The organism is Bacteroides sp. AF39-16AC, from assembly GCF_003602735.1.
GTDB lineage: Bacteria > Bacteroidota > Bacteroidia > Bacteroidales > Bacteroidaceae > Bacteroides > Bacteroides uniformis.
Window position 1 is genome coordinate 38,803 of the sequence record NZ_QTLN01000006.1, and the last position, 20,212, is coordinate 59,014.

Genomic DNA, 20,212 nt, shown 5'->3' on the forward strand with positions numbered 1-20,212 from the left:
GTGACGATTGACGAATACATTTTGCAGCACATTGATGATGAGGGCGATTATCTGAAAGCGCTCTATCGCGACACGCATGTCAAGTTGCTATATCCCCGCATGGCTTCCGGACATTTGCAGGGGCGTATGCTCAAGATGTTTGTCCGGATGATTCGTCCCCGGCAGGTGCTGGAGATAGGGACTTATAGCGGGTATTCCGCACTTTGCATAGCAGAAGGACTGCCGGAGGGCGGGATGCTGCATACGTTTGAAATCAACGACGAGCAGGAGGACTTCACCCGTCCGTGGCTGGAGAATTCCGATTACGCGGATAAAATCAGGTTCTACATTGGCGATGCCTTGGAGCTGGTACCGCAACTGGACCTCACTTTCGACCTTGCCTTCATTGACGGAGACAAGCGCAAATACATCGATTATTATGAAATGGTGCTCGCCCGCCTTTCCGGCGGTGGATATATCATTGCCGACAATACCTTGTGGGATGGCCATGTGCTGGAAGAACAACCCCATCGCACAGACCTGCAGACAATCAGTATCAAAGCCTTCAATGATTTGGTGGCGTGGGATGCGCGTGTGGAGAAAGTCATTCTCCCCCTGCGTGACGGATTGACGATTATCCGTAAGAAGTAACTGTTTTTTTTATCTTTTTCTCAGCAGCCGCTTGCTGAGGTATCTCACCGGATACCATACGGACAAGAAGCCTACAGTGATGACCGTTAAGAATACCAGAATAATATCCGTGGCATGTACACTTACCGGATAAGCGTCCACTACAAAACTTCCATTGCCTCCCCCCAATGAAATCAACCCGAAACGTTGCTGCAGAAAGCACAGCAACAATCCTAAAACGATGCCGGAGAGGGCGCCGAATACAGAAATCATCCTGCCTTCGAACAAGAAGATGCGCGCTATGAGGCGGTCGTCGGCACCCAGGTTGCGCAGTGTCTCCACATCCTCCCGTTTGTCCAGTATCAGCATGGACAGCGAACCGATGACATTGAAGCATGCGATACCCAGAATGAAGGTGAGGAAGAGATAAGAGATGAGTTTCTCTATTTCCATGATGCGGAAAACATCGGCCTGCTGCTCGTAGCGGTTCTGTACAATGAATCGGTCGCCGAGAATGCCTGCTATTTTCTTTTGTACGGAGCCGATGTTGGAACCGGGTTTCAGTTTCATCTCGATGGCAGAGACTTCCGTGTCATAATTGAACAGACGGCGGGCAAAGTCAAGTGACGTCAGTATGTAGCGTGAATCGTATTTTTGCTGGTTGACGGCAAAGATGGCGCCGGGCGAGAAGAGATACTCCCGGTTGAAAGCCGCAGTGGGGTTGGCTATGTTTACCCGTACGTTCCGTTTGGGGGCATAGACCTGCAACGGGTCTACGAACTGAATGCCGGTGCCCAACTCGGATATAAGTTCCACACCCAGAAAACCATAGTCCACCACCGAGTCGCTCAGTAGGAACTTTCCCGTCCCATAGAGCAAGCTGTCGATGGATGTAAGCTGTTCGAAATTGTCCTCCACTCCCTTGATGACGGCCATTGCCTGGCGGTCCTTGTACTGCACCATGGCATTCTCTTCCAGTGTTTCCGTCCACACGTCAATCTCGGACAGGGCGTGTACTTGCCGGATGCACGCTTCGTGCGGGTCGAAAACCTTACCTTCGCGGACGGTGATTTTCAGTTCCGGGTCGAAGGCTGTGAAAAAGCCTGCCACCATGTCCTGAAAACCGTTGAACACGGACAAGGTGCATACCAACGCCAACGTAGCCAATGCCACTCCACACACCGAAATACCGGAGATGATATTAATGGCATTGTGTTTCTTCTTGGAGAAGAGGTAGCGGCGGGCTATAAAGAAGGGAAGGGACATTATTTCAGCAGTTCGTCAATTCGTTCCAGATAGTCCAGTGAGTCGTCTACGAAGAACTTCAGTTCGGGGATAATGCGTAGTTGGTGGCGTACGCGGGTACCCAGTTCAAAGCGTATGGATTTCATGTTTCCGTTGATGTTCTTGACTATTTCTTCGCTTTTCTCCGAGGGGAATATACTGAGATAAGCGCGTGCCACGCTCATGTCGGGGCTGATGCGTACGGCACTGACGGAAATCAGTATGCCGGGCATGGACTTGGTTTGCAACAAGAAGATATCACTCAGTTCCTTCTGCAGGAGACGGGCTATTTTATTTTGTCTGGTAGTTTCCATACTGTTCATTTTTTTATGCTGGGGTGCAGCCTGTTTTCACGTTAGCAAAGTTACTGAAATATATCGTTCTGCCGACTGTTTATAGCTTTTTTTTCATTCTTTTCCCTATTGTAGGGTTCATTCTTTTCCGTTCTGTCGATGAGATATGCCTTTTCGTAGATTCTATTTGTTGTTCTTGTTATGCTTCCCTAACTTTGATGTCAGTTCGGAGAACTGCTGATGATGAGTGAAGAAGGAAGAGAACCATTCCGTTATAGAAGAGACTCTCTCTAAATAGCGTTTTTTCATGTATTATTGACTTGAACCGTTTTTACCCGGGAGGGTAGAAACGGTTTTTTTGCGCATCTGACCGGGCTTTCTTGTCTCTTGCATAGGCTTCCGTTGTGTGTTACATAGGCTTCTGTTGTGTTTTGCACGGTGGTTTGTCTTGAGAAGCCTTTGGGTTTATCATGTACGCACGGCTGTGGTACGCCTTTTCCACAGTCGTGAAGAAGACGTGCCACAGCTGTGAAGAATATGCTTCACAGCCGTGGTTTTTCATCAATATATAGGGGTTGACAGAACAGACATAAGGGAATGACAGAACAAACATGAGGGGATAACGGAACGGACATAAGCACTCGACGCATTCCGTATCAGGGTATGAATAGCGGAATGCGTCGAGTGCTTATGGGGGAATGATATGATATTTTTTTTATGCCTTTACATACTTCCTTTTGGCTATCAGCACTGCCACGATGATACCTATCACCAGCAGTGCCAGTGCTCCGTAGGCGATGCCTTCCGTCACGTGCAGGCTGGTGGGGTCAAAGCGCATTTCGATGGTGTGCTGTCCGGCAGGAACATACATTGTGCGCAGGATATAGTCGGCGCGTGCCAGTTCGGCAGGCTGTCCGTCGATGGTTACGTGCCAGCCGTCCGGATAATAGATTTCGGAGAATACGGCAATACCGTCTTGGGCATTGTTCGTTTCGTACGTCAGGCGGTTAGGTGCGTAACTTGTCAGGCGGATGCTGGAGAGGCTGTCTTTATAACTTTCCGTGGCACCTTTCAGCACATCCTTGAAGCGGGCATCCACTACGGCTGTCTCCGTAGGTATGATGCTGTCCAGGGCGTCAATCTCTTCGTTGGCGTTGTTCACATACTGCACCTTGTTTACAAACCATGCATTGCCGTAGGCGTGTGGGTTGAGGATGGGAACGGTTTGTCTTTGCTGCCCTGCAGGGAAGATGAAGTATTTGGTGTTCAGCATGTTCAGTATGCGGAACTTATTGGCATCCACGCTGTCCATCTCACCTCCGGCGGTGGCAATGGCCTTGTAGGCCGCCTGCATTTCGGGAGAGATGTGATGCTCTATCATTTCCTGGTAGCGGCGCAGCTTGGCCGGGTGATAACCGCCGACGCTTTTGTGCCAGTAGGAGGTGTTGTTGTCATCGAAGGTGCTGGTGGCAAAGTTCAATACACGATAGTCCAAGCTGGTATCTTGCAGTATCAGCTCGTCTGTATTCGTCTTGGTGAAGGTTTCCGTACGGATGGAGTGGGGCACGAACTGGGCATCATTCAGATAGCGCTTGTTGACCCCCCACATATCTGCCAGGCAGAGTATGGTGATACCTGCAATGGTCAGCGAGCTGCGCAGCTTGCCGCTTGCATAGAGCCAGAGCAGGCTGCAGCCGATGCCTATGATGATGAAGCTACGCAGGGCGTCGCTGCTGACGAGTTCGGCACGCATCTCTCCCAAGTTGGCAAGGATGCCGGAGAGCTCGTTGGCGGGTATCATCTGCTGGTTGACGGCATTCTGCAGCATCTGTGCCTCTTGGGCGGGCACGTAGCCGGAGCCGATGCTGCCCGGGGCAACGGCAAGCAGCAGGGCGATGCCTGCAGTGAGCAGCAGGCTGATGCCGAGGGGCTTCTTTTCCTGTTTTAAGATTTCCGGCTCTTCGAGCAGGCGTTTCAGGGCAAAGATAGCCAGCAAAGGTATCGTGAACTCTGCTATGACAAGGATGGAGGACACGGCGCGGAACTTGTTGTACAACGGGACGTAATCGATGAAGAAATCCGTCAGCGGCATGAAGTTCTTGCCCCAGGACAAGACGATGGAGAAGAAGGTGGCTCCTATCAATGCCCACTTCAACGGTCCTTTCACGATGAAGCATCCCAGTACGAACAGAAACAAGACGAATGCTCCGACGTAGACGGGACCCGACGTCATGGGCTGGGTACCGAAATATTGTGTCAGTGAGCCGTACAGACTGCTGTACATCGGGTTTGCCTTGCTCATGGCAGTTTCACTCTGGCTGAGGGCGGCAGATGCTCCGCCTTTGAAGTTGGGCACCAGCAGAGTCAGTGTTTCGTCGATGCCGTAGCTCCACTGGGTGATGTAGTCGCGGTCCAGCCCGCTACTGGTCTGCTTGGCAGCGTCGCCGGTCTGCACCAGTTCGCTTTTGCCGCGCATGGTTTCTTTGCTGTAGGCATAGGTGTGATAGAGGTTGGATACGTTGGCGGCTATGCCGACGAGGGCTGCCACAATCAGTACGGCACTTGCCTTGAAGAACTGGGGCAATGTCTTGGTACGCCATGCTTTCTCGAAGTAGGCTCCCACAAAGAAAAGGATGACGAAGAAGAAGTAATAGGACATCTGCACGTGGTTCGAGGTGATTTGCAGGGCCACGAACAAGGCGGTGAGGATGCCTCCCCACAGCAGTTTCCCACGATAGGCGAGCACAATGCCTGCTATGGTGGGCGGCACGTAGGCAAGGGTGATGAACTTCCAGATGTGTCCGGCAGATATCAGGATGAAGAAATAGGACGAGAATGCCCACATGATACCGCCCAGTCCGGCCAGCCAGACCGGTATGCCGAAGACGCGCAGCAGGATGTAGAAGCCGAGCATCAGCATGAATGTGAGGCACACATAGTCGGGCAGGAAGAGTTGGTAGGCTTTCTGTACCCACTGCAGTGACTTGGTGGAGTCATACGAAGGGGCTATCTGATACATGGGCATACCGCCGAACAGCGAGTTTGTCCAACGGCTGCGTTCGCCCGTCTGTTCGTAATACTCCTTGACTTCTTGTCCTGCCCCTGCTCCTGCAGCCGTGTCGTGCTGAAAGAGAATACGGTTTTCTATATCCGCCGGGAAGAAGTAGGCGAAGGAAAGGAGGACGAATGCCAAGATGGCAATAAGGTCGGGAAGAAGCTTCTTCATGAGTTATAAGTTATGAGTTATCAATTAATCAATTGTGGGGCAAAGATAGTGCAAACCGAATACAGAACTTTCATGCTTGCGTGAAAAAGTTTTGTTGAGGTGCAGCCTATCTTCGCTTTTGTGGCAAAGATACATAAATGCAGATTGTTATTGTCACGTTATCGGCAGAATGTTGTACCTTTGCCTTTCCAAAAAAAGATTAAAGTGCTTTAATGGTAATATGCAAGCTTAAATTATTATAGATATGACAATAGGGATAATCAGTGCAATGGACAGCGAACACCGCCGGTTGGTGGAGCGCTTGCAGGATAAGAATACGTCGGGCGATGGTAGTTTCCGCTATGTGGAAGGTACATTGGGCGGTAACCATGTAATCTTGACGCAATGCGGCATCGGTAAGGTGAGTGCAGCGGTAGGAGCTTCGGAACTGATACGGCGCTTTTCTCCGGACTGCATCGTCAGCACCGGTGTGGCGGGCGGCATTGATGCTTGCCTGAAGGTGACGGATGTAGTGGCAAGCCAACGTCTGGTGTATCACGACGTCTGGTGCGGCGACGGTAACGAGTACGGACAAGTGCAAGGTTTTCCCGCCTCTTACGAGGGATGTTCCTCTCTGTTGAAACATGCCTTGTCGCTGAACGAAGCCGGAATGGAAAGCCGCATCCACAGCGGACTTGTCTGTACCGGCGACCAGTTCATCACCAACCGTACGGAGCTGGATACCATCAAGCAACGTTTCCCCGACGGTCTTGCCGTTGATATGGAGTCTGCCGCCATTGCGCAGACTTGCTATCTGTACAATGTTCCTTTTCTCAGCTTCCGCATCATCAGCGACACACCCGGAGTAGAGGACCATGCTTCGCAGTATGCCGATTTCTGGGGAACCATGGCAGAGCGTTCGTTCCTCACGATATGGACCTTCCTCTCCACCCTTCCCAGCAATTTATAACTCATAACTTATAACTCATAACTCATAACTCATGAAGAAGATTCCTAGTTTTACAATCGACCACATCCGCTTGTTGCGCGGCATTTACATATCCCGCCAGGATGAAGTGAACGGAGAAACAGTCACTACTTTCGACATCCGTATGAAAGAGCCCAACCGTGAGCCTGCCTTGGGACAAGGTGCTCTGCATACTATCGAACATCTTGCCGCCACCTACCTGCGCAATGACCCGCAGTGGCAGGACAAGATTATCTATTGGGGCCCCATGGGCTGCCTCACCGGTAATTATCTGCTGATGAAAGGTGACTTGAAGCCGCAGGACATACTGGTGCTGATGCAGGACACCTTCCGCTTTGTTGCCGAATATGAAGGTGAAGTCCCCGGTGCCGCTCCGCAAGATTGCGGCAACTACCTGCTCCACGACCTTCCGATGGCTAAATGGGAGTCTGCCAAATACCTGCATGAGGTATTGGAACAGATGAAAGAGGAGAATATGAAATATCCGGAAAAAGAAGAAAAATAAGGGGTTAGGGATTAAGGATTAGGGATGGGTTTATACCTATATTAAAGTCTATGCGACCCCAATAATCCCTAACCCTTAATCCCTTATCCTTTATTATCACACAATCTCAATCCCCTGCTCCTTGCAAAGCTGTAATCCCAGGTCTTTCAGCTTGAATTTCTGTATCTTGCCACTTCCCGTCATGGGGAATTCTTTGATGAAGAAGATATACTTGGGTATCTTGTAGCGTGATATTTTGCCGATGCAGAAGTCTCGTACATCCGATTCGTGCATATCCACTCCTTCGTGCAGGATGATGAAAGCGCCTACGGCTTCACCGTATTTCTTAGAGGGAATACCGGCTACCTGCACGTCTTTTACGCCTTCCAGTTGATAGAGGAACTCTTCTATCTCGCGGGGATAGATATTTTCACCACCGCGGATAATCATGTCCTTGATGCGTCCTGTGATGCGGTAATTGCCGTCCTCGTCCTTCACTCCAAGGTCTCCCGAGTGCAGGAAACCGTTCTCGTCAATGACTTCGGCCGTGGCTTCCGGGTTTTTGTAGTAACCCTTCATGGTGTTGTATCCGCGGTTGCACATTTCGCCTTGTACGCCTACGGGACACTCTTCTCCGGTTTCGGGGTCGATAACCTTTACTTCCGTATGTTCAAAGTCGTGTCCTACAGTATTGCAACGCACATCGAACGGGTCGTCTATCCGGGTGGCGGTCATTCCGGGAGCAGCTTCGGTCAGCCCGTAAACGCTGGTTACCTTCATGTACATTTTCTCTTCCACCTGCTTCATCAGCTCTACCGGGCAGAGGGAACCTGCCATGATACCCGTACGTAGGCTGGACATGTCGAACATGTCGAACATCGGATGGTTCAGTTCGGCAATGAACATGGTGGGTACGCCGTAAAGTGCCGTGCAGCGCTCCTTGTGGATAGAGGCGAGCACTACCAGCGGGTTGAAGCGTTCCACCATTACTTCCGTACAGCCGTGTGTCAGGCAGTTCATGGTGGCAAGTACCACGCCAAAGCAGTGGAACAATGGTACGCAGACGCAGAGCTTGTCATCGGCGGTAAACTTCATGTGCTCACCGGTAAGGAAACCGTTGTTGGCAATGTTGTAGTGGGTAAGCATGACGCCTTTCGGGAATCCCGTAGTGCCGGAGGTGTATTGCATGTTCACTACATCGTGGCAAGTGACCTGACTTTTGAGCTCATTCAGGCGACTGTCTTCTATATTGTCGCCCAAGAGAAGTATTTCGGCCGTGTTGTACATGCCCCGGTGCTTCTCCTGCCCCACGTAGATGACGTTTTTCATATAAGGGAAACGTTCGCTTTTCAAGTGTCCGCGTTGGCAAGTCTTCAGTTCCGGAAGCATGGTATAGGTCATCTGCACAAAGTCACTGTCCTTTTCGCCATTGACGATGCAGAGGGTATGCATGTCGGAGTTCTGGCAGAGATATTCCAGCTCGGACTGTTTGTAGTTGGTGTTTACCGTTACGTAGACGGCACCTATCTTGGCGCAAGCGTATAATAGAGTCAGCCAGTCGGGTACGTTAGCTGCCCAGATACCTACGTGTGTTCCCCGTTCCACGCCGATGGCGATAAGTCCTTTGGCCATGTCGTCCACCCGGCGGTTGAACTGGCTCCAGGTGAAGCGCAGGTTGCGGTCAGAGTAAACGATATATTCTTTGTCTGGTGTTGTTTCGGCCCAATGTTCCAACCATTGGCCGAGGGTACGTTCGTATAACATGATGTGGAAGTTGAAAGTGGAAAGTTGAAAGGTGAAAATAGAAAGTATTTATCATTTTCCATTTTCACCTTTTAATTTTCCATTAATTTAAATTGGTGTATAAACTACTGCAAGTATCTTGGCTGCCTGCCCTTCATAGGCGTGTACGTGGTGCGGAACGATGGAATCGTAATAGATGCTGTCACCTTCTTCGAGCAGGTAGGTATTTTTGCCGTAACTGATTTCCATGGTCCCTTCCATCACCATGATGAATTCTTCGCCTTCGTGTGAGGAGAGTACAAAGTCACTGTCGTCCGTAGCGGCCACATCAATGATAAACGGCTCCATATGGCGGTCGGCTTTGGATTTGGAGAGTGAATGATACTCCATATGCTTGCGGCTGTGGATGGCATTGTTGGAGAAACTGATACTGTTCTGCGACTCGTCCTTACGGCAGACCACGGGACCGTTCTCATCCTGGTCGTCAAGAAAAGTTCCCAAACGTACACCCAGCACACGAGCTATCTTGATGAGGGGAGCCAGTGACGGGAGGTCGATGTTGTTTTCTATACGTTCAATCTGTTCGATAGCAAGTCCCGAACGCTGTGCCAGTTCTTCCATACTGATGGATTGGCTTTCACGGAGTGATTTTATTTTTTCTCCTACGATTTTGCTGGTATCCATAATGATAGTATTTTCTGTCTAAAGGTTATAATTTATAGCTGTTAAACCGCAAAAATAAGAGAAACTTTTACTTGATGCAACATTCTGAGGGAAAATATTGCTGAAATATCTCCGGTGGTCGGCTTATTTGTATAATATTCTTCTGTTCTGTTTCTCTTTCTTCCCCAAAGTTCTGTTTATAGCCGCTTCAAGTCTTGTTCCGATACGTGCTTTCCTTTGTACGCTTTGCCTGCTGCGTTGAAACGATAGCTTAGGTTCAGGGAGAAGCTGCGCGAGTCCGGGTTTGCCTTTTTCGTATAGGTCAGCCGGGGACCGAACAGCATGAAGGAGCCATACCGGGAATTCCACAGGTCATTGGCTTGCAGTCCGAGCGTCAGCCTTTTGTTGAAGAATGTTTTGCGGATGCCGGCGTTTATGCCCCAATAGGAACGTTGCAGCATGGCGCCGAAGTTGCCTTCGCTCTGGTAGTCGGCATCAAGGGAGAGAATCCACTCGTCCGGAAGCTGGAGACTGTTTTGCAGAAAGAGGTAAATGCTGCCGCGGTTCATATTCTTGCTACTGCCTTGATTGGTGACTTTGAAGAACGGTTGGGCGAAGTAGATGCCGAGCTCCGGTTTCCAGATGCCGACGGTGGGTGACAGATGGGCAGAGGCGGTGAGATACTGCATCCGTTTGAAATTTCCGGTAGTGAAGATGACAACATCCGGATTGTCCTCGTATTCTTTGGTCATGAAGGCAATGGCATTGCGGCGGTATTGGTAGTTAAGTCCGAATTGTACCCACTTGTAAAGGGCCGTGAACTGCAGGTCGTGGTTGGTTTCGGGGGTGAGCAGTGGGTTTCCGCCTTCGTAGATGAAACGGTTGTTATAACTCAGTGTGCTACGTAGCTGGAAGAAGCTGGGGCGGTTGCTTTTGGCTGTATAGCTGAGATTGGCTTGGGCTTTGCCGAGAGGAAAGTCTACCGATAGGTTGGGGCACCAGTCATTGTAAGTACGACTTTGACCGGACACGTACTTTTCCTGCTCCCAATAGTCGGAGACGGCATGCTCGAAGCGCAGTCCTGCAAGAAGGCTGATTTTTCCTAATGTCAGTGAGTATTCGGCAAAGACGGCGGACTTGCTTTCGTCGATTCGACTGTCTGTATCGGGAAGTATGTGCTGCCGGTTCAGGAAATTGTCATTTCGCCGGATGAAGGTGTAATCGGCACCGGTCTTCAGTTCACCTTTCCAAAGGGGATGGGTCAGAATCAACTTGGCGGCATAAAGGCGGTTGTCGGCGTGGTTGAAAGAGCTGATGTCGCGATTGCCTTCGGTCTGGCTTTCTTCTTTAGCCTCCTGGTGATTATAACTTTTTCCGTATACCAGGTCGGTGTTGAAGTTTATGTGGAGTTGCTTTATGCTGCCCTGATAGTAGGCATTCAGCTGGTGCCGGTTGGTTTGCTGCAAGTTTTGGGAGGAATGTATGGTGTGATCGGCCAATTCTTCATTTGCCCGGACGGTATATGCCGAATGGTCACTGCTGTGATAATCGGGGGTACGATGAAACTCATAGGAGGCACCGAGGCTGTGTTGGGGGGTGAAGTCGTAACTGGCGCTTGCTTTTCCTCCGGCAAGTAGTCCCTTATTATATAAGTGAACCCGGTTATTTACATCCCATTGTATTTCGGACGGTATCTGGTAGCGAACCTCCTGGTGGCGTTTTCTGTTTTCATAATTGGTGTACAGCATGCCCAGCAGGGACAGTCCTTTCTTCTGATAATTCAGATTGACTTGTCCGTAATGGCTGCTGCGTCTCCGTTGGGTGATTCCTGCACGGAAATTACCGCCAAAACTGTCTCTTTTGTTACGTACGGTGCGTATGCGTACAACGGCTTTAACGGTAGCATCGTACTCTGCACCCGGGTTGGTGATGAGCTCCACTTTTTCAATATCGGCGGCAGAGAGGCGTTGCAGCTCGGAGTTGTCTTGCAGAAGGCGGTTATCTATATAGATGACCGGTGTCCCTTTGCCAAAAACGGTATACCCCTCATCAGAGGAGCGCAGTCCGGGGATATGTTTCAATACGTCGTTGGCATCATTCAAGGATGCGAGCAGGGTTTGCCGTACGCTTGTCTCCAACTTTCCGCCCTTTAGTCGGAAAACGGGGCGGGCGGCGGTGATGACGGTTTCCGCAAGTAGCACGGCATCGGTTTGCAATATCCAGTTGTGGGTACTCCCGGTGGGGCAAGGCTGGCAAAGGGGTTTGTAACCGATGGAAGAAACTTGTAGTAGATAGTTTCCGGGAGCGGGAGGGAGAAGTTCAAAACTACCGTCGCTTCGGCTACACGTTCCTTGTATGAAGGTGGAATCTTCGGAAAGGAGGGCGATGTTGGCAAACTCTATCGGTTGCTTTTCCTCTGTGAGAATTTTACCTCGGATGGAGGGTGTTGCCGGGCTGGTTTGTGCTTTTGTTGTCGTGACGCTCATTAGGAGCAGGGCAAGAATACATATTATCTGTTTCATGTTCCGGTTGTTGTTTGATTTCGGGACACGAAGGTATCCGCTTTCTGCCGGGATGGAAGAAATAAAAAGCGGATAGTTGTCTGACATTTGCCTGACAATAGACTGACAATACTTTCTTTTGTCCTTTTAAAGGGGGAAGATGATTACTTTTCTGTATCCATCTCTCCGGTGAACGAGATGGACTGTTTGTTCATGGGTTGCACATGGATACTGGTAGAACCATCGGGAAAGATGGTGAGGCGATACTCATAATTGTCTTCATCACTACGGGTCTTGAAGTCTATTTGGATTTTGCCTTTTTTGAGTGCTCTGGTTGTGTATCCGGTGATGGATGCATTGAAATTCAGGCTCTTGCCTCCTCCATACGGAGCATTGTAGGCCACTCCAAAGTAAGGCAGGTAAGAGAAAACGGAGTCGTTTCTAATTTCCAGTGTATAGTTGGTGGTCAGGTTACGGCTACCGCCTCTCATCGGTTGCATCCGATCTACGTTGATTTTGTATTGTTTAGCAGCAATAGCTTCTTTTACAGCACGTTCAGTGCGCGCTTTCTTTTCGTTACGGTTTTGGGCGGTTGTCGGCATTGCGACAGTTAGGCAGATTAGCCCTAATAGGATAAGTTTGTTAGTCTTCATGATTCTATAATGTTTAGGTTTTTATTTCCAGTCCGTAGGCGCGGCCACGATCTGTTGTTATTCTGAGGTTGCTGTTGTCCTCGACAATGGGCTTCAGACGCCGTATCAATGTGTAAAGCGTTTCGTCTGCATTGTCTTTTCCCGGCCATAGCGATTGGCAGATGTCGGATTTGAAAAGTAGGTGTGAGGAAGAAAGGTAGAACATCTCCATCAGTGTGTACTGCATGGGGGTGAGTTTTAGCTTTTCCTGCTGTTCGTTATAGAAGCAGGCTTCCTGGAGGGAAAGCGAAAGGTTGCCGAAGGTAATGAAGTTTTCTTGTTGCTGCCCGTTACTGGCATTAGTCTTTGTGTGCCGGTGGAAATAGAAGAAAGTGAATCCTCCCCAGAGCAGGGCGGCCAATAGCAATGTTGCCGGAATTGTCTGCTTGGATAAGCTGAACAGCATGGCAGCTGAGCAGCGGGCATATCCCCGGAAAGAAAGTGTCAGCCCAGATGCATCGGCTGTGGTGGAGAGCCATACTAATGTGTCGCTGGCAAGACATCCGGCAGGAATCTCATTGAATACGGTGGCGGGAGCATTCTTTTTCAGTATATGTAGCGAAAGGGTAGAAACATCTTTCAATCCGGTGATGGACAATGCTTCGGTAAAGGCTCTGTGGAAACCGCTTACGGAAACGGGAGTGCCCATCACTTCTTGCAACTTGGCATAGGTTTGGATGGTATCTGCATTCAACCATAATCCCTTGTGCTGCAATACTGTGCGTTGCAGCGCTTGATTCAGGTCAGAGACCACACGTTGTTCTGCCTGCGAATAGCTGCGATAACCGAAGCCGAATGATAGCAGTACCAATAGAAAAGTGATTGCTATCGAAAGATTTGCTGCTGATACTTTCCTTTTCATGGATACAAAATTACGTATAAATCGGATTATAAACAAAAAAGGAAGTTTCCTTTTGGAAAACTTCCTTTTTTAATGGTTTTGCCGCAAGTAGATTACTTACGCAAGCCGAGTTCTTTGACAATAGCACGATATCTGGTGATGTCGCGATCCTTCAGGTAAGTCAGCAATGCACGGCGTTTACCTACCAACATAGTCAAAGCTCTTTCTGTACTATAATCCTTTCTGTTGAGCTTAAGGTGCTCAGTCAGATGAGCAATACGGTAGGAAAACAAAGCTATCTGAGCCTCAGCTGAGCCAGTATCAGTGTTAGACTTTCCGTATTTGCCGAAGATTTCTTGCTTTTTAGCAGCGTCTAAATACATAATGTTTAATTAAAAGTTATTATAAATATTCCCTTTCGGGGCTGCAAAGATAGGGATAAACTTTTATATCACAATGATATTCAGCAAAAAAATCATATCTATACTGCATATCTAATCCAAAATCACTAACTTTGTCGCCTGAAAATAATAGGTATTATATGCAAAAGATTAGAAACATTGCAATTATTGCCCATGTGGACCATGGGAAAACGACGCTCGTTGACAAGATGCTTTTGGCCGGAAACCTTTTCCGCAGCAACCAGAGCACAGGTGAATTAATGTTGGATAACAATGACCTGGAGCGTGAACGAGGTATAACGATTCTCTCAAAGAACGTTTCTATCAACTACAAAGACACCAAGATTAACATTATTGATACTCCGGGACACAGTGACTTCGGAGGTGAAGTGGAACGTGTATTGAATATGGCGGATGGATGCATTCTGCTTGTGGATGCTTTCGAAGGTCCTATGCCGCAGACACGGTTTGTATTGCAGAAAGCTCTGCAGATTGGTCTGAAACCTATCGTTGTTGTGAATAAGGTGGATAAGCCAAATTGCCGTCCCGAAGAAGTGTACGAGATGGTGTTCGACTTGATGTTCAGCCTGAATGCAACCGAGGACCAGCTGGATTTCCCCGTTATCTACGGTTCTGCCAAGAATAATTGGATGAGTACCGACTGGCAGCAGCCGACTGATAACATTTATCCGCTTCTGGACTGTATCTTGGAGAATATTCCTGCCCCCGAACAGTTGGAGGGTACACCGCAAATGCTGGTTACTTCGCTGGATTATTCTTCGTATACCGGGCGTATTGCTGTGGGCCGCGTACACCGTGGCATATTGAAAGAAGGCATGAATGTGTCTTTGGCAAAGCGTGACGGGAGTATCGTGAAATCAAAAATCAAGGAATTGCATACATTCGAAGGTATGGGCCGTGTAAAGGTGCAGGAAGTGTCTTCCGGTGACATCTGTGCGTTGGTAGGTATCGAAGGATTCGAAATCGGAGATACGGTCTGCGATTACGAAAATCCGGAAGCGTTGCCGCCTATTGCCATTGATGAACCTACGATGAGTATGCTCTTCACCATTAATGACTCTCCGTTCTTCGGTAAGGAAGGTAAGTTTGTTACTTCCCGCCACATCCACGACCGTTTGATGAAGGAGTTGGATAAGAATCTTGCACTTCGCGTGCGCAAGAGCGAGGAAGACGGCAAGTGGATTGTTTCCGGCCGTGGCGTGCTTCATCTTTCCGTACTGATTGAGACCATGCGTCGTGAAGGGTATGAGTTGCAGGTAGGGCAACCGCAGGTAATCTTCAAGGAGATTGACGGCGTGAAATGCGAACCTATTGAAGAGCTTACCATCAATGTTCCCGAAGAATATGCCAGCAAGATGATTGATATGGTGACCCGTCGTAAAGGTGAAATGGTGAAGATGGAAAGTGCCGGCGAACGTGTAAATCTTGAGTTCGACATGCCGTCGCGCGGTATCATCGGTCTGCGTACCAATGTGTTGACCGCTTCTGCCGGCGAGGCTATCATGGCACACCGTTTTAAGGAATATCAACCGTATAAGGGTGAGATTGAACGGCGTACCAACGGTTCTATGATTGCCATGGAGTCCGGTACGGCTTTTGCCTATGCCATTGACAAGTTGCAGGACCGCGGCAAATTCTTCATTTTCCCGCAGGAAGAGGTTTATGCAGGCCAGGTAGTGGGCGAGCATTCCCATGACAACGACTTGGTGATTAATGTAACGAAGTCCAAGAAGCTTACCAATATGCGTGCCAGTGGTTCGGATGACAAGGCACGTCTGATTCCTCCCGTACAGTTCTCTCTTGAGGAGGCACTGGAGTACATCAAGGAGGATGAATATGTGGAAGTTACTCCTAAATCAATGCGTATGCGTAAGGTTATCCTCGATGAGCTTGAGCGTAAACGCGCAAACAAGAACTGATAAACAGAAGAGTTTTAGTTGTTATATATGAAAGGAGTGCCCCGCCGAAAGGTGAGGCACTCCTTTTTATTGTCGTCATTCAAACGAAAGTCAATCGATGAATTTTACCTTTGCCGCATTACGGGGTTTGGCAGTGGGCGTTTCGTCCGGATAGCCGAAAGCGATACAGTAAAGTAGCTGATAGCCTTCCGGAATATCCAGTTTCTTCAGGTATTCGGCAGCAGCCGGAGTAGAGGTCATGAAGCGCGTGGGACCGCCCAAGCAGCAAGAACCGATTCCCATGGACCAGGCTGATAGAATCATATTCTCACCCAGCAGTCCGCAGTCAATCTGCGAAAGGTCATAAGACGGGTCATTGGCAATAAATACTACTGTAGAAGCGTTGCGAAACATGTTCTTGAATTTCGGGTCTTCGGCGGCTTTGGGATTTTCCTTCTTGTAGATTTCCGTGATGCCGTTGATGAAATCCGGGTTATCCACTACACGCACTTCCCACGATTGCTTGTTCTGTCCGTTGGGTGCATTGATACCGCAATCCAGGATAATCTGCATGGTGTCGCGATTCACGGCTTGCGGTTTGTACTGGCGGATGCTGCGGCGTGACATGATGGTTTCAATCACCGCATTCTCTTTGCTTTCATTTGCATTGGCAACTTGGGTCTCTTTCTGGACCTGGGCACCGCAACTGCAGAGCAGTAACAAACTTGCGCCTGCCAACATCAATCTGATACTTTTCATATTGCTTTATTTGAATAATGGTTTCTGCAAAACTACTAAAACTTTCGGATTATCAATGAGATAGAGATATTAAAAAAGAAAAAAGGCATCTCCCGGAGGAGATACCTTTTCCATATGTTTCTAACTTTATTGTCAGATTAGAGCTTCGGACCAGCAGCAACCAAAGCCTTACCAGCTTCGTTGCCAGTGAACTTAGCGAAGTTCTTGATGAAGCGACCAGCCAGGTCTTTTGCTTTTTCTTCCCATTGGCAAGCGCATTCGTAAGTATCGCGAGGATCAAGAATCTTCGGATCTACATTAGGCAATTCAGTAGGAACCACGAAGTCGAAGAAAGGAATAACCTTCGTCGGAGCCTTGTCGATAGAACCGTCGAGGATAGCGTCGATGATACCACGAGTATCTTTGATAGAGATACGTTTGCCGCTACCGTTCCAACCAGTGTTAACCAAGTATGCCTTAGCACCAACCTTGTTCATCTTCTTAACCAATTCTTCTGCATATTTAGTAGGATGCAAGCTCAAGAAAGCAGCACCGAAGCAAGCAGAGAATGTCGGAGTCGGTTCAGTGATGCCACGTTCTGTACCAGCCAACTTAGCAGTAAAGCCAGACAAGAAGTAGTACTGAGCTTGTTCAGGGTTCAGGATAGATACCGGAGGTAATACACCGAATGCGTCGGCAGACAAGAAAATTACCTGGTGAGCGTGAGGACCCTTGGAAACCGGCTTAACGATGTTATTGATGTGGTAGATAGGATAAGAAACACGAGTGTTTTCAGTTACGCTCTTGTCAGCGAAGTCAATCTTACCGTCAGCAGCTACTGTAACATTCTCCAACAGAGCGTCACGCTTGATGGCAGCGTAGATATCGGGTTCGCTTTCTTTATCCAGGTTGATAACCTTAGCATAGCAACCACCTTCGTAGTTGAATACACCTTCGTCATCCCATCCGTGTTCGTCGTCACCGATCAACAGACGTTTCGGGTCAGTTGACAAGGTAGTCTTACCAGTACCGGACAGACCGAAGAAGATAGCAGAGTCAGTACCTTCCATGTTAGTGTTGGCAGAGCAGTGCATAGAAGCGATACCACGCAACGGGTTCTTGTAGTTCATGATAGAGAACATACCCTTCTTCATTTCACCGCCGTACCAAGTGTTCAAGATAACCTGTTCGTTGGTCTTCAAGTTGAATACAGTAGCTGTTTCAGAGTTCAGACCCAGTTCCTTGTAGTTGTCAACTTTTGCCTTAGAAGCGTTGAATGATACGAAATCGGGTTCTCCGTAGTTAGCCAGTTCTTCAGCAGTCGGGCGGATGAACATGTTAGTTACGAAGTGAGCCTGCCATGCCACTTCCATGATGAAACGTACTTTCATACGAGTAGCGGGGTTGGCGCCACAGAAAGTATCAACAACGAACAGACGCTTGCCGCTCAATTCCTTTACAGCCTTAGCCTTCAGGTCAGCCCAAGCTTCTTCAGAGCAAGGTTTGTTGTCGTTTTTGTATTCTTCAGAAGTCCACCATACAGAATCCTTGCTGGCTTCATTCATTACGAAGAATTTATCTTTAGGAGAACGACCGGTATAGATACCTGTCATTACATTTACAGCACCCAGTTCAGTTACCTGACCTTTTTCAAAACCTTCCAAACCTGGTTTGGTTTCTTCTGCGAACAGTACATCGTAAGACGGGTTGTGGATAATTTCCTTCACGTCTTGGATACCGTACTTGCTTAAATCTAAATTTGCCATTTCTTTTAATGATTTAAAATGTTGGTATTTGGTTTATAATCTCTTTCCTTAATCTCTTTTACCTTTGATTTACAAGGGAAAACGGGTGTAGAAAAGCTCTTTTTTTCCTGCTTTTCAGCAGGTCCCTTGTTTTTCGCCTACAAAAGTAATACTTTCTTTTTAAAGAAAAGCTCTATTAGAGAAATTTTTCTCTAATAGGAAATCTTTTATAAAACCATAACAATATCTGCTAACTGAATGTTGCAAATTGAGTGAAATTCGTTTACTTTGCAGCAAATTTTAATGTGCTAATGTGCTGATATGCCAATGTGCTAATTGCCATGCGGCATTACGTACACCACATTTGCACATTAGCATATTTGCACATTAGCACATTTATAGTTATGAAGGTTATCAACTTTGCCGAGACAAATTCTGTCTTGAACCAATACGTGGCGGAAATTCGTGATGTAGCAGTCCAGGGCGACCGTATGCGTTTCCGCCGTAATATTGAACGCATTGGAGAGATAATGGCGTATGAAATGAGTAAGGAACTGACGTATTCTGTCAAGCAGGTACAGACTCCCTTGGGGGTGGCGTCGGTCAGCACACCCGATGACGAGGTGGTGATTGCCACTGTTTTCCGTGCCGGATTGCCTTTGCATACTGGATTCTTGAATATGTTCGACCATGCCGGGAACGCTTTTGTTTCCGCTTACCGTTATTATAAGGATAAGGAATGCCGTACGGTGGATGTACACATCGAATACATCGCTACTCCGGATTTGTCCAAGAAGACATTATTGATTGTAGACCCGATGCTTGCCACGGGAGAAAGTATGGAATTGGCCTGGAAGGCCTTCGTCACCAAGGGGATGCCGGCCAAGTTGCAGATAGCTTGTGTCATAGCCAGCCGGCAGGGCGTAGAGCATCTGGAAAAGCTGTTCCCTGGAGATGAAGTGACCTTGTGGTGTGCAGCAATCGACCCGGAGATGAACGAGCATTCCTATATCGTTCCCGGGCTGGGAGATGCCGGAGATTTGGCGTTCGGTGACAAGATATAAGGTTCATATATCTTTTCCATCAGCCTTTTCCCAAGTGCGGGCCTATAATGACCCGGTTCATAATAATTGTGGATGTCTTCCGTGTATTCGTTGATACCGGTGAAATCAAATACATTCCGTTTTCCGAAGAAGCGCTTCAGTGTCTTTACGTCGGCAGGGTTTATGTTGACTTGCAGGTAGTCGGGACTGATAATGATTTTTACATCGGTATCATGTTTCCGGCAAATCCACTTTATTTCCTGCAACAGATTGATTTGCTTTTCCCTGAGCACTTGGGGGGCTTCCCGGTATTTCCCGTCTCTATAATTCTTCATTTTCTCTTTGGTGAATTCTCCTTTCCGGTTTTCCCAGTACTTATCTCCCTCTTCCTTTATCATTTTCTCTCTGGGATTTAACACGTCATTGGTTACCGGGTTTCGGGTGGAGCCATAGGGGTTTATAACCCCTTTCATGTAAGGGCGATAGGTATGGAACAGCTTGTAGTCCAGATAGGGGAAGAGAAAGTTCGGGTAGAAGAAGGCTTGGCAGAATTCCTTCTGAAACTTGAAGCTGCTTATTCCCGATATGGCGGGTGGCAGAATGTTGGAATGTCCGGTCAGGCAACGGTCGTTGTGCAATGATTCCTTGTCGATAATCAGCAGCAGGTTCTTGATTGTTGCACCTGCCTTGTCCAGTGCCTTCAGCTTCAGGCAGACGGCGGCAAGGCTTTCGGCATTTCCGAATAGCCGTACGGCTCTTCCGCCGTGGAGGTATTTCTCCCATTCATGGCATTGATAAGCCATAGTGCAGGAGTTTCCCATGATATAGGAGTCGATGGGGATGGTATCCCGGTTGTTCAGATACATCTGCCACCCCACGTGCCCTTCGTTTAGTACAACCGGGGTTTGGTCGTATCGTTCATAGTTCTTCAGGACCATGAAAGGGTCGTCCAGGAAATAGACTGCCAGTAGGGCTATAAAAGGGATAAAAAGGATAAAGAGCTTTTTCATGAAACGTATGGCTGCGTTCCGTTCGCTGTTTTTCTTCATCATGTGTCTTTATT

General features: G+C 48.3%; 17 protein-coding genes. 5 read left to right on the forward strand and 12 right to left on the reverse strand.

The window, feature by feature from the left end:
- Positions 1-630 (forward strand): O-methyltransferase, encoded by a 630-nt coding sequence (locus DW039_RS07415; RefSeq protein ID WP_035447197.1) that lies wholly within the window; start codon positions 1-3, stop codon positions 628-630.
- Between the two features lie 9 nt (positions 631-639).
- Here DW039_RS07415 and DW039_RS07420 read toward each other — a convergent pair whose 3' ends face one another.
- From DW039_RS07420 to DW039_RS07430, 3 genes are all read right to left on the reverse strand, one after another.
- Positions 640-1,875, reverse strand: a complete 1,236-nt coding sequence (locus tag DW039_RS07420) for an FtsX-like permease family protein (protein ID WP_005830763.1) — start codon at positions 1,873-1,875, stop codon at positions 640-642.
- Entirely contained in the window at positions 1,875-2,207 is a 333-nt protein-coding gene (rbfA, locus tag DW039_RS07425) for a 30S ribosome-binding factor RbfA (protein ID WP_005834378.1), read from the reverse strand. Before rbfA ends, DW039_RS07420 begins: the two co-directional genes overlap by 1 nt.
- 694 nt (positions 2,208-2,901) lie before the next feature.
- Positions 2,902-5,412, reverse strand: coding sequence for a YfhO family protein (locus DW039_RS07430; protein WP_035447195.1), 2,511 nt, complete (start codon positions 5,410-5,412; stop codon positions 2,902-2,904).
- Between the two features lie 244 nt (positions 5,413-5,656).
- Here DW039_RS07430 and DW039_RS07435 point away from each other — a divergent pair, with 244 nt between their 5' ends.
- Entirely contained in the window at positions 5,657-6,361 is a 705-nt protein-coding gene (locus DW039_RS07435) for a 5'-methylthioadenosine/adenosylhomocysteine nucleosidase (protein WP_005830756.1), read from the forward strand.
- A 31-nt stretch (positions 6,362-6,392) separates the two neighbouring features.
- Positions 6,393-6,884, forward strand: a complete 492-nt coding sequence (locus DW039_RS07440) for an S-ribosylhomocysteine lyase (RefSeq protein ID WP_120381836.1) — start codon at positions 6,393-6,395, stop codon at positions 6,882-6,884.
- Positions 6,885-6,980: 96 nt separating this feature from the next.
- Here the strand turns inward: DW039_RS07440 and DW039_RS07445 are convergent, their stop codons facing one another.
- The 6 genes from DW039_RS07445 to rpsO all read right to left on the reverse strand — a co-directional run bounded on the left by DW039_RS07445 (position 6,981) and on the right by rpsO (position 13,686).
- Positions 6,981-8,627 carry an AMP-binding protein gene (locus DW039_RS07445; RefSeq protein WP_009037622.1) on the reverse strand — a complete coding sequence of 549 codons (1,647 nt, stop codon included), beginning with the start codon at positions 8,625-8,627 and terminating at the stop codon, positions 6,981-6,983.
- An 87-nt stretch (positions 8,628-8,714) separates the two neighbouring features.
- Positions 8,715-9,290, reverse strand: coding sequence for a helix-turn-helix domain-containing protein (locus tag DW039_RS07450; protein WP_005830747.1), 576 nt, complete (start codon positions 9,288-9,290; stop codon positions 8,715-8,717).
- 176 nt (positions 9,291-9,466) lie between these two features.
- A complete protein-coding gene (locus tag DW039_RS07455) occupies positions 9,467-11,791 on the reverse strand; it encodes an outer membrane beta-barrel family protein (protein ID WP_117703830.1) in 2,325 nt (774 codons plus the stop codon).
- 143 nt (positions 11,792-11,934) lie between these two features.
- Positions 11,935-12,423, reverse strand: coding sequence for a DUF4251 domain-containing protein (locus DW039_RS07460; RefSeq protein ID WP_005834391.1), 489 nt, complete (start codon positions 12,421-12,423; stop codon positions 11,935-11,937).
- 13 nt (positions 12,424-12,436) lie between these two features.
- Positions 12,437-13,324, reverse strand: a complete 888-nt coding sequence (locus DW039_RS07465; protein ID WP_044468332.1) for a helix-turn-helix domain-containing protein — start codon at positions 13,322-13,324, stop codon at positions 12,437-12,439.
- A 92-nt stretch (positions 13,325-13,416) separates the two neighbouring features.
- Positions 13,417-13,686 (reverse strand): 30S ribosomal protein S15, encoded by a 270-nt coding sequence (gene rpsO / locus DW039_RS07470; RefSeq protein WP_016272369.1) that lies wholly within the window; start codon positions 13,684-13,686, stop codon positions 13,417-13,419.
- Between the two features lie 158 nt (positions 13,687-13,844).
- On the opposite strand from rpsO, the gene typA reads away from it, so the two are divergent.
- On the forward strand, positions 13,845-15,644 hold the full coding sequence (gene typA / locus DW039_RS07475; RefSeq protein WP_005830735.1) for a translational GTPase TypA: 1,800 nt from the start codon (positions 13,845-13,847) through the stop codon (positions 15,642-15,644).
- Positions 15,645-15,734: 90 nt separating this feature from the next.
- Here typA and DW039_RS07480 read toward each other — a convergent pair whose 3' ends face one another.
- On the reverse strand, positions 15,735-16,382 hold the full coding sequence (locus DW039_RS07480) for a nitroreductase (RefSeq protein ID WP_022400767.1): 648 nt from the start codon (positions 16,380-16,382) through the stop codon (positions 15,735-15,737).
- A 137-nt stretch (positions 16,383-16,519) separates the two neighbouring features.
- Complete coding sequence (gene pckA, locus DW039_RS07485) at positions 16,520-18,127, reverse strand: phosphoenolpyruvate carboxykinase (ATP) (protein WP_005830728.1); 1,608 nt, start codon at positions 18,125-18,127, stop codon at positions 16,520-16,522.
- Between the two features lie 383 nt (positions 18,128-18,510).
- Between pckA and upp the strand changes: the two genes are divergently transcribed.
- A complete protein-coding gene (gene upp, locus DW039_RS07490) occupies positions 18,511-19,170 on the forward strand; it encodes a uracil phosphoribosyltransferase (protein ID WP_035457545.1) in 660 nt (219 codons plus the stop codon).
- On the opposite strand, the gene DW039_RS07495 is transcribed toward upp, so the two are convergent.
- A complete protein-coding gene (locus DW039_RS07495; protein WP_005830721.1) occupies positions 19,113-20,201 on the reverse strand; it encodes a hypothetical protein in 1,089 nt (362 codons plus the stop codon). The genes upp and DW039_RS07495 overlap by 58 nt on opposite strands.
- Positions 20,202-20,212 lie beyond the last annotated feature (11 nt).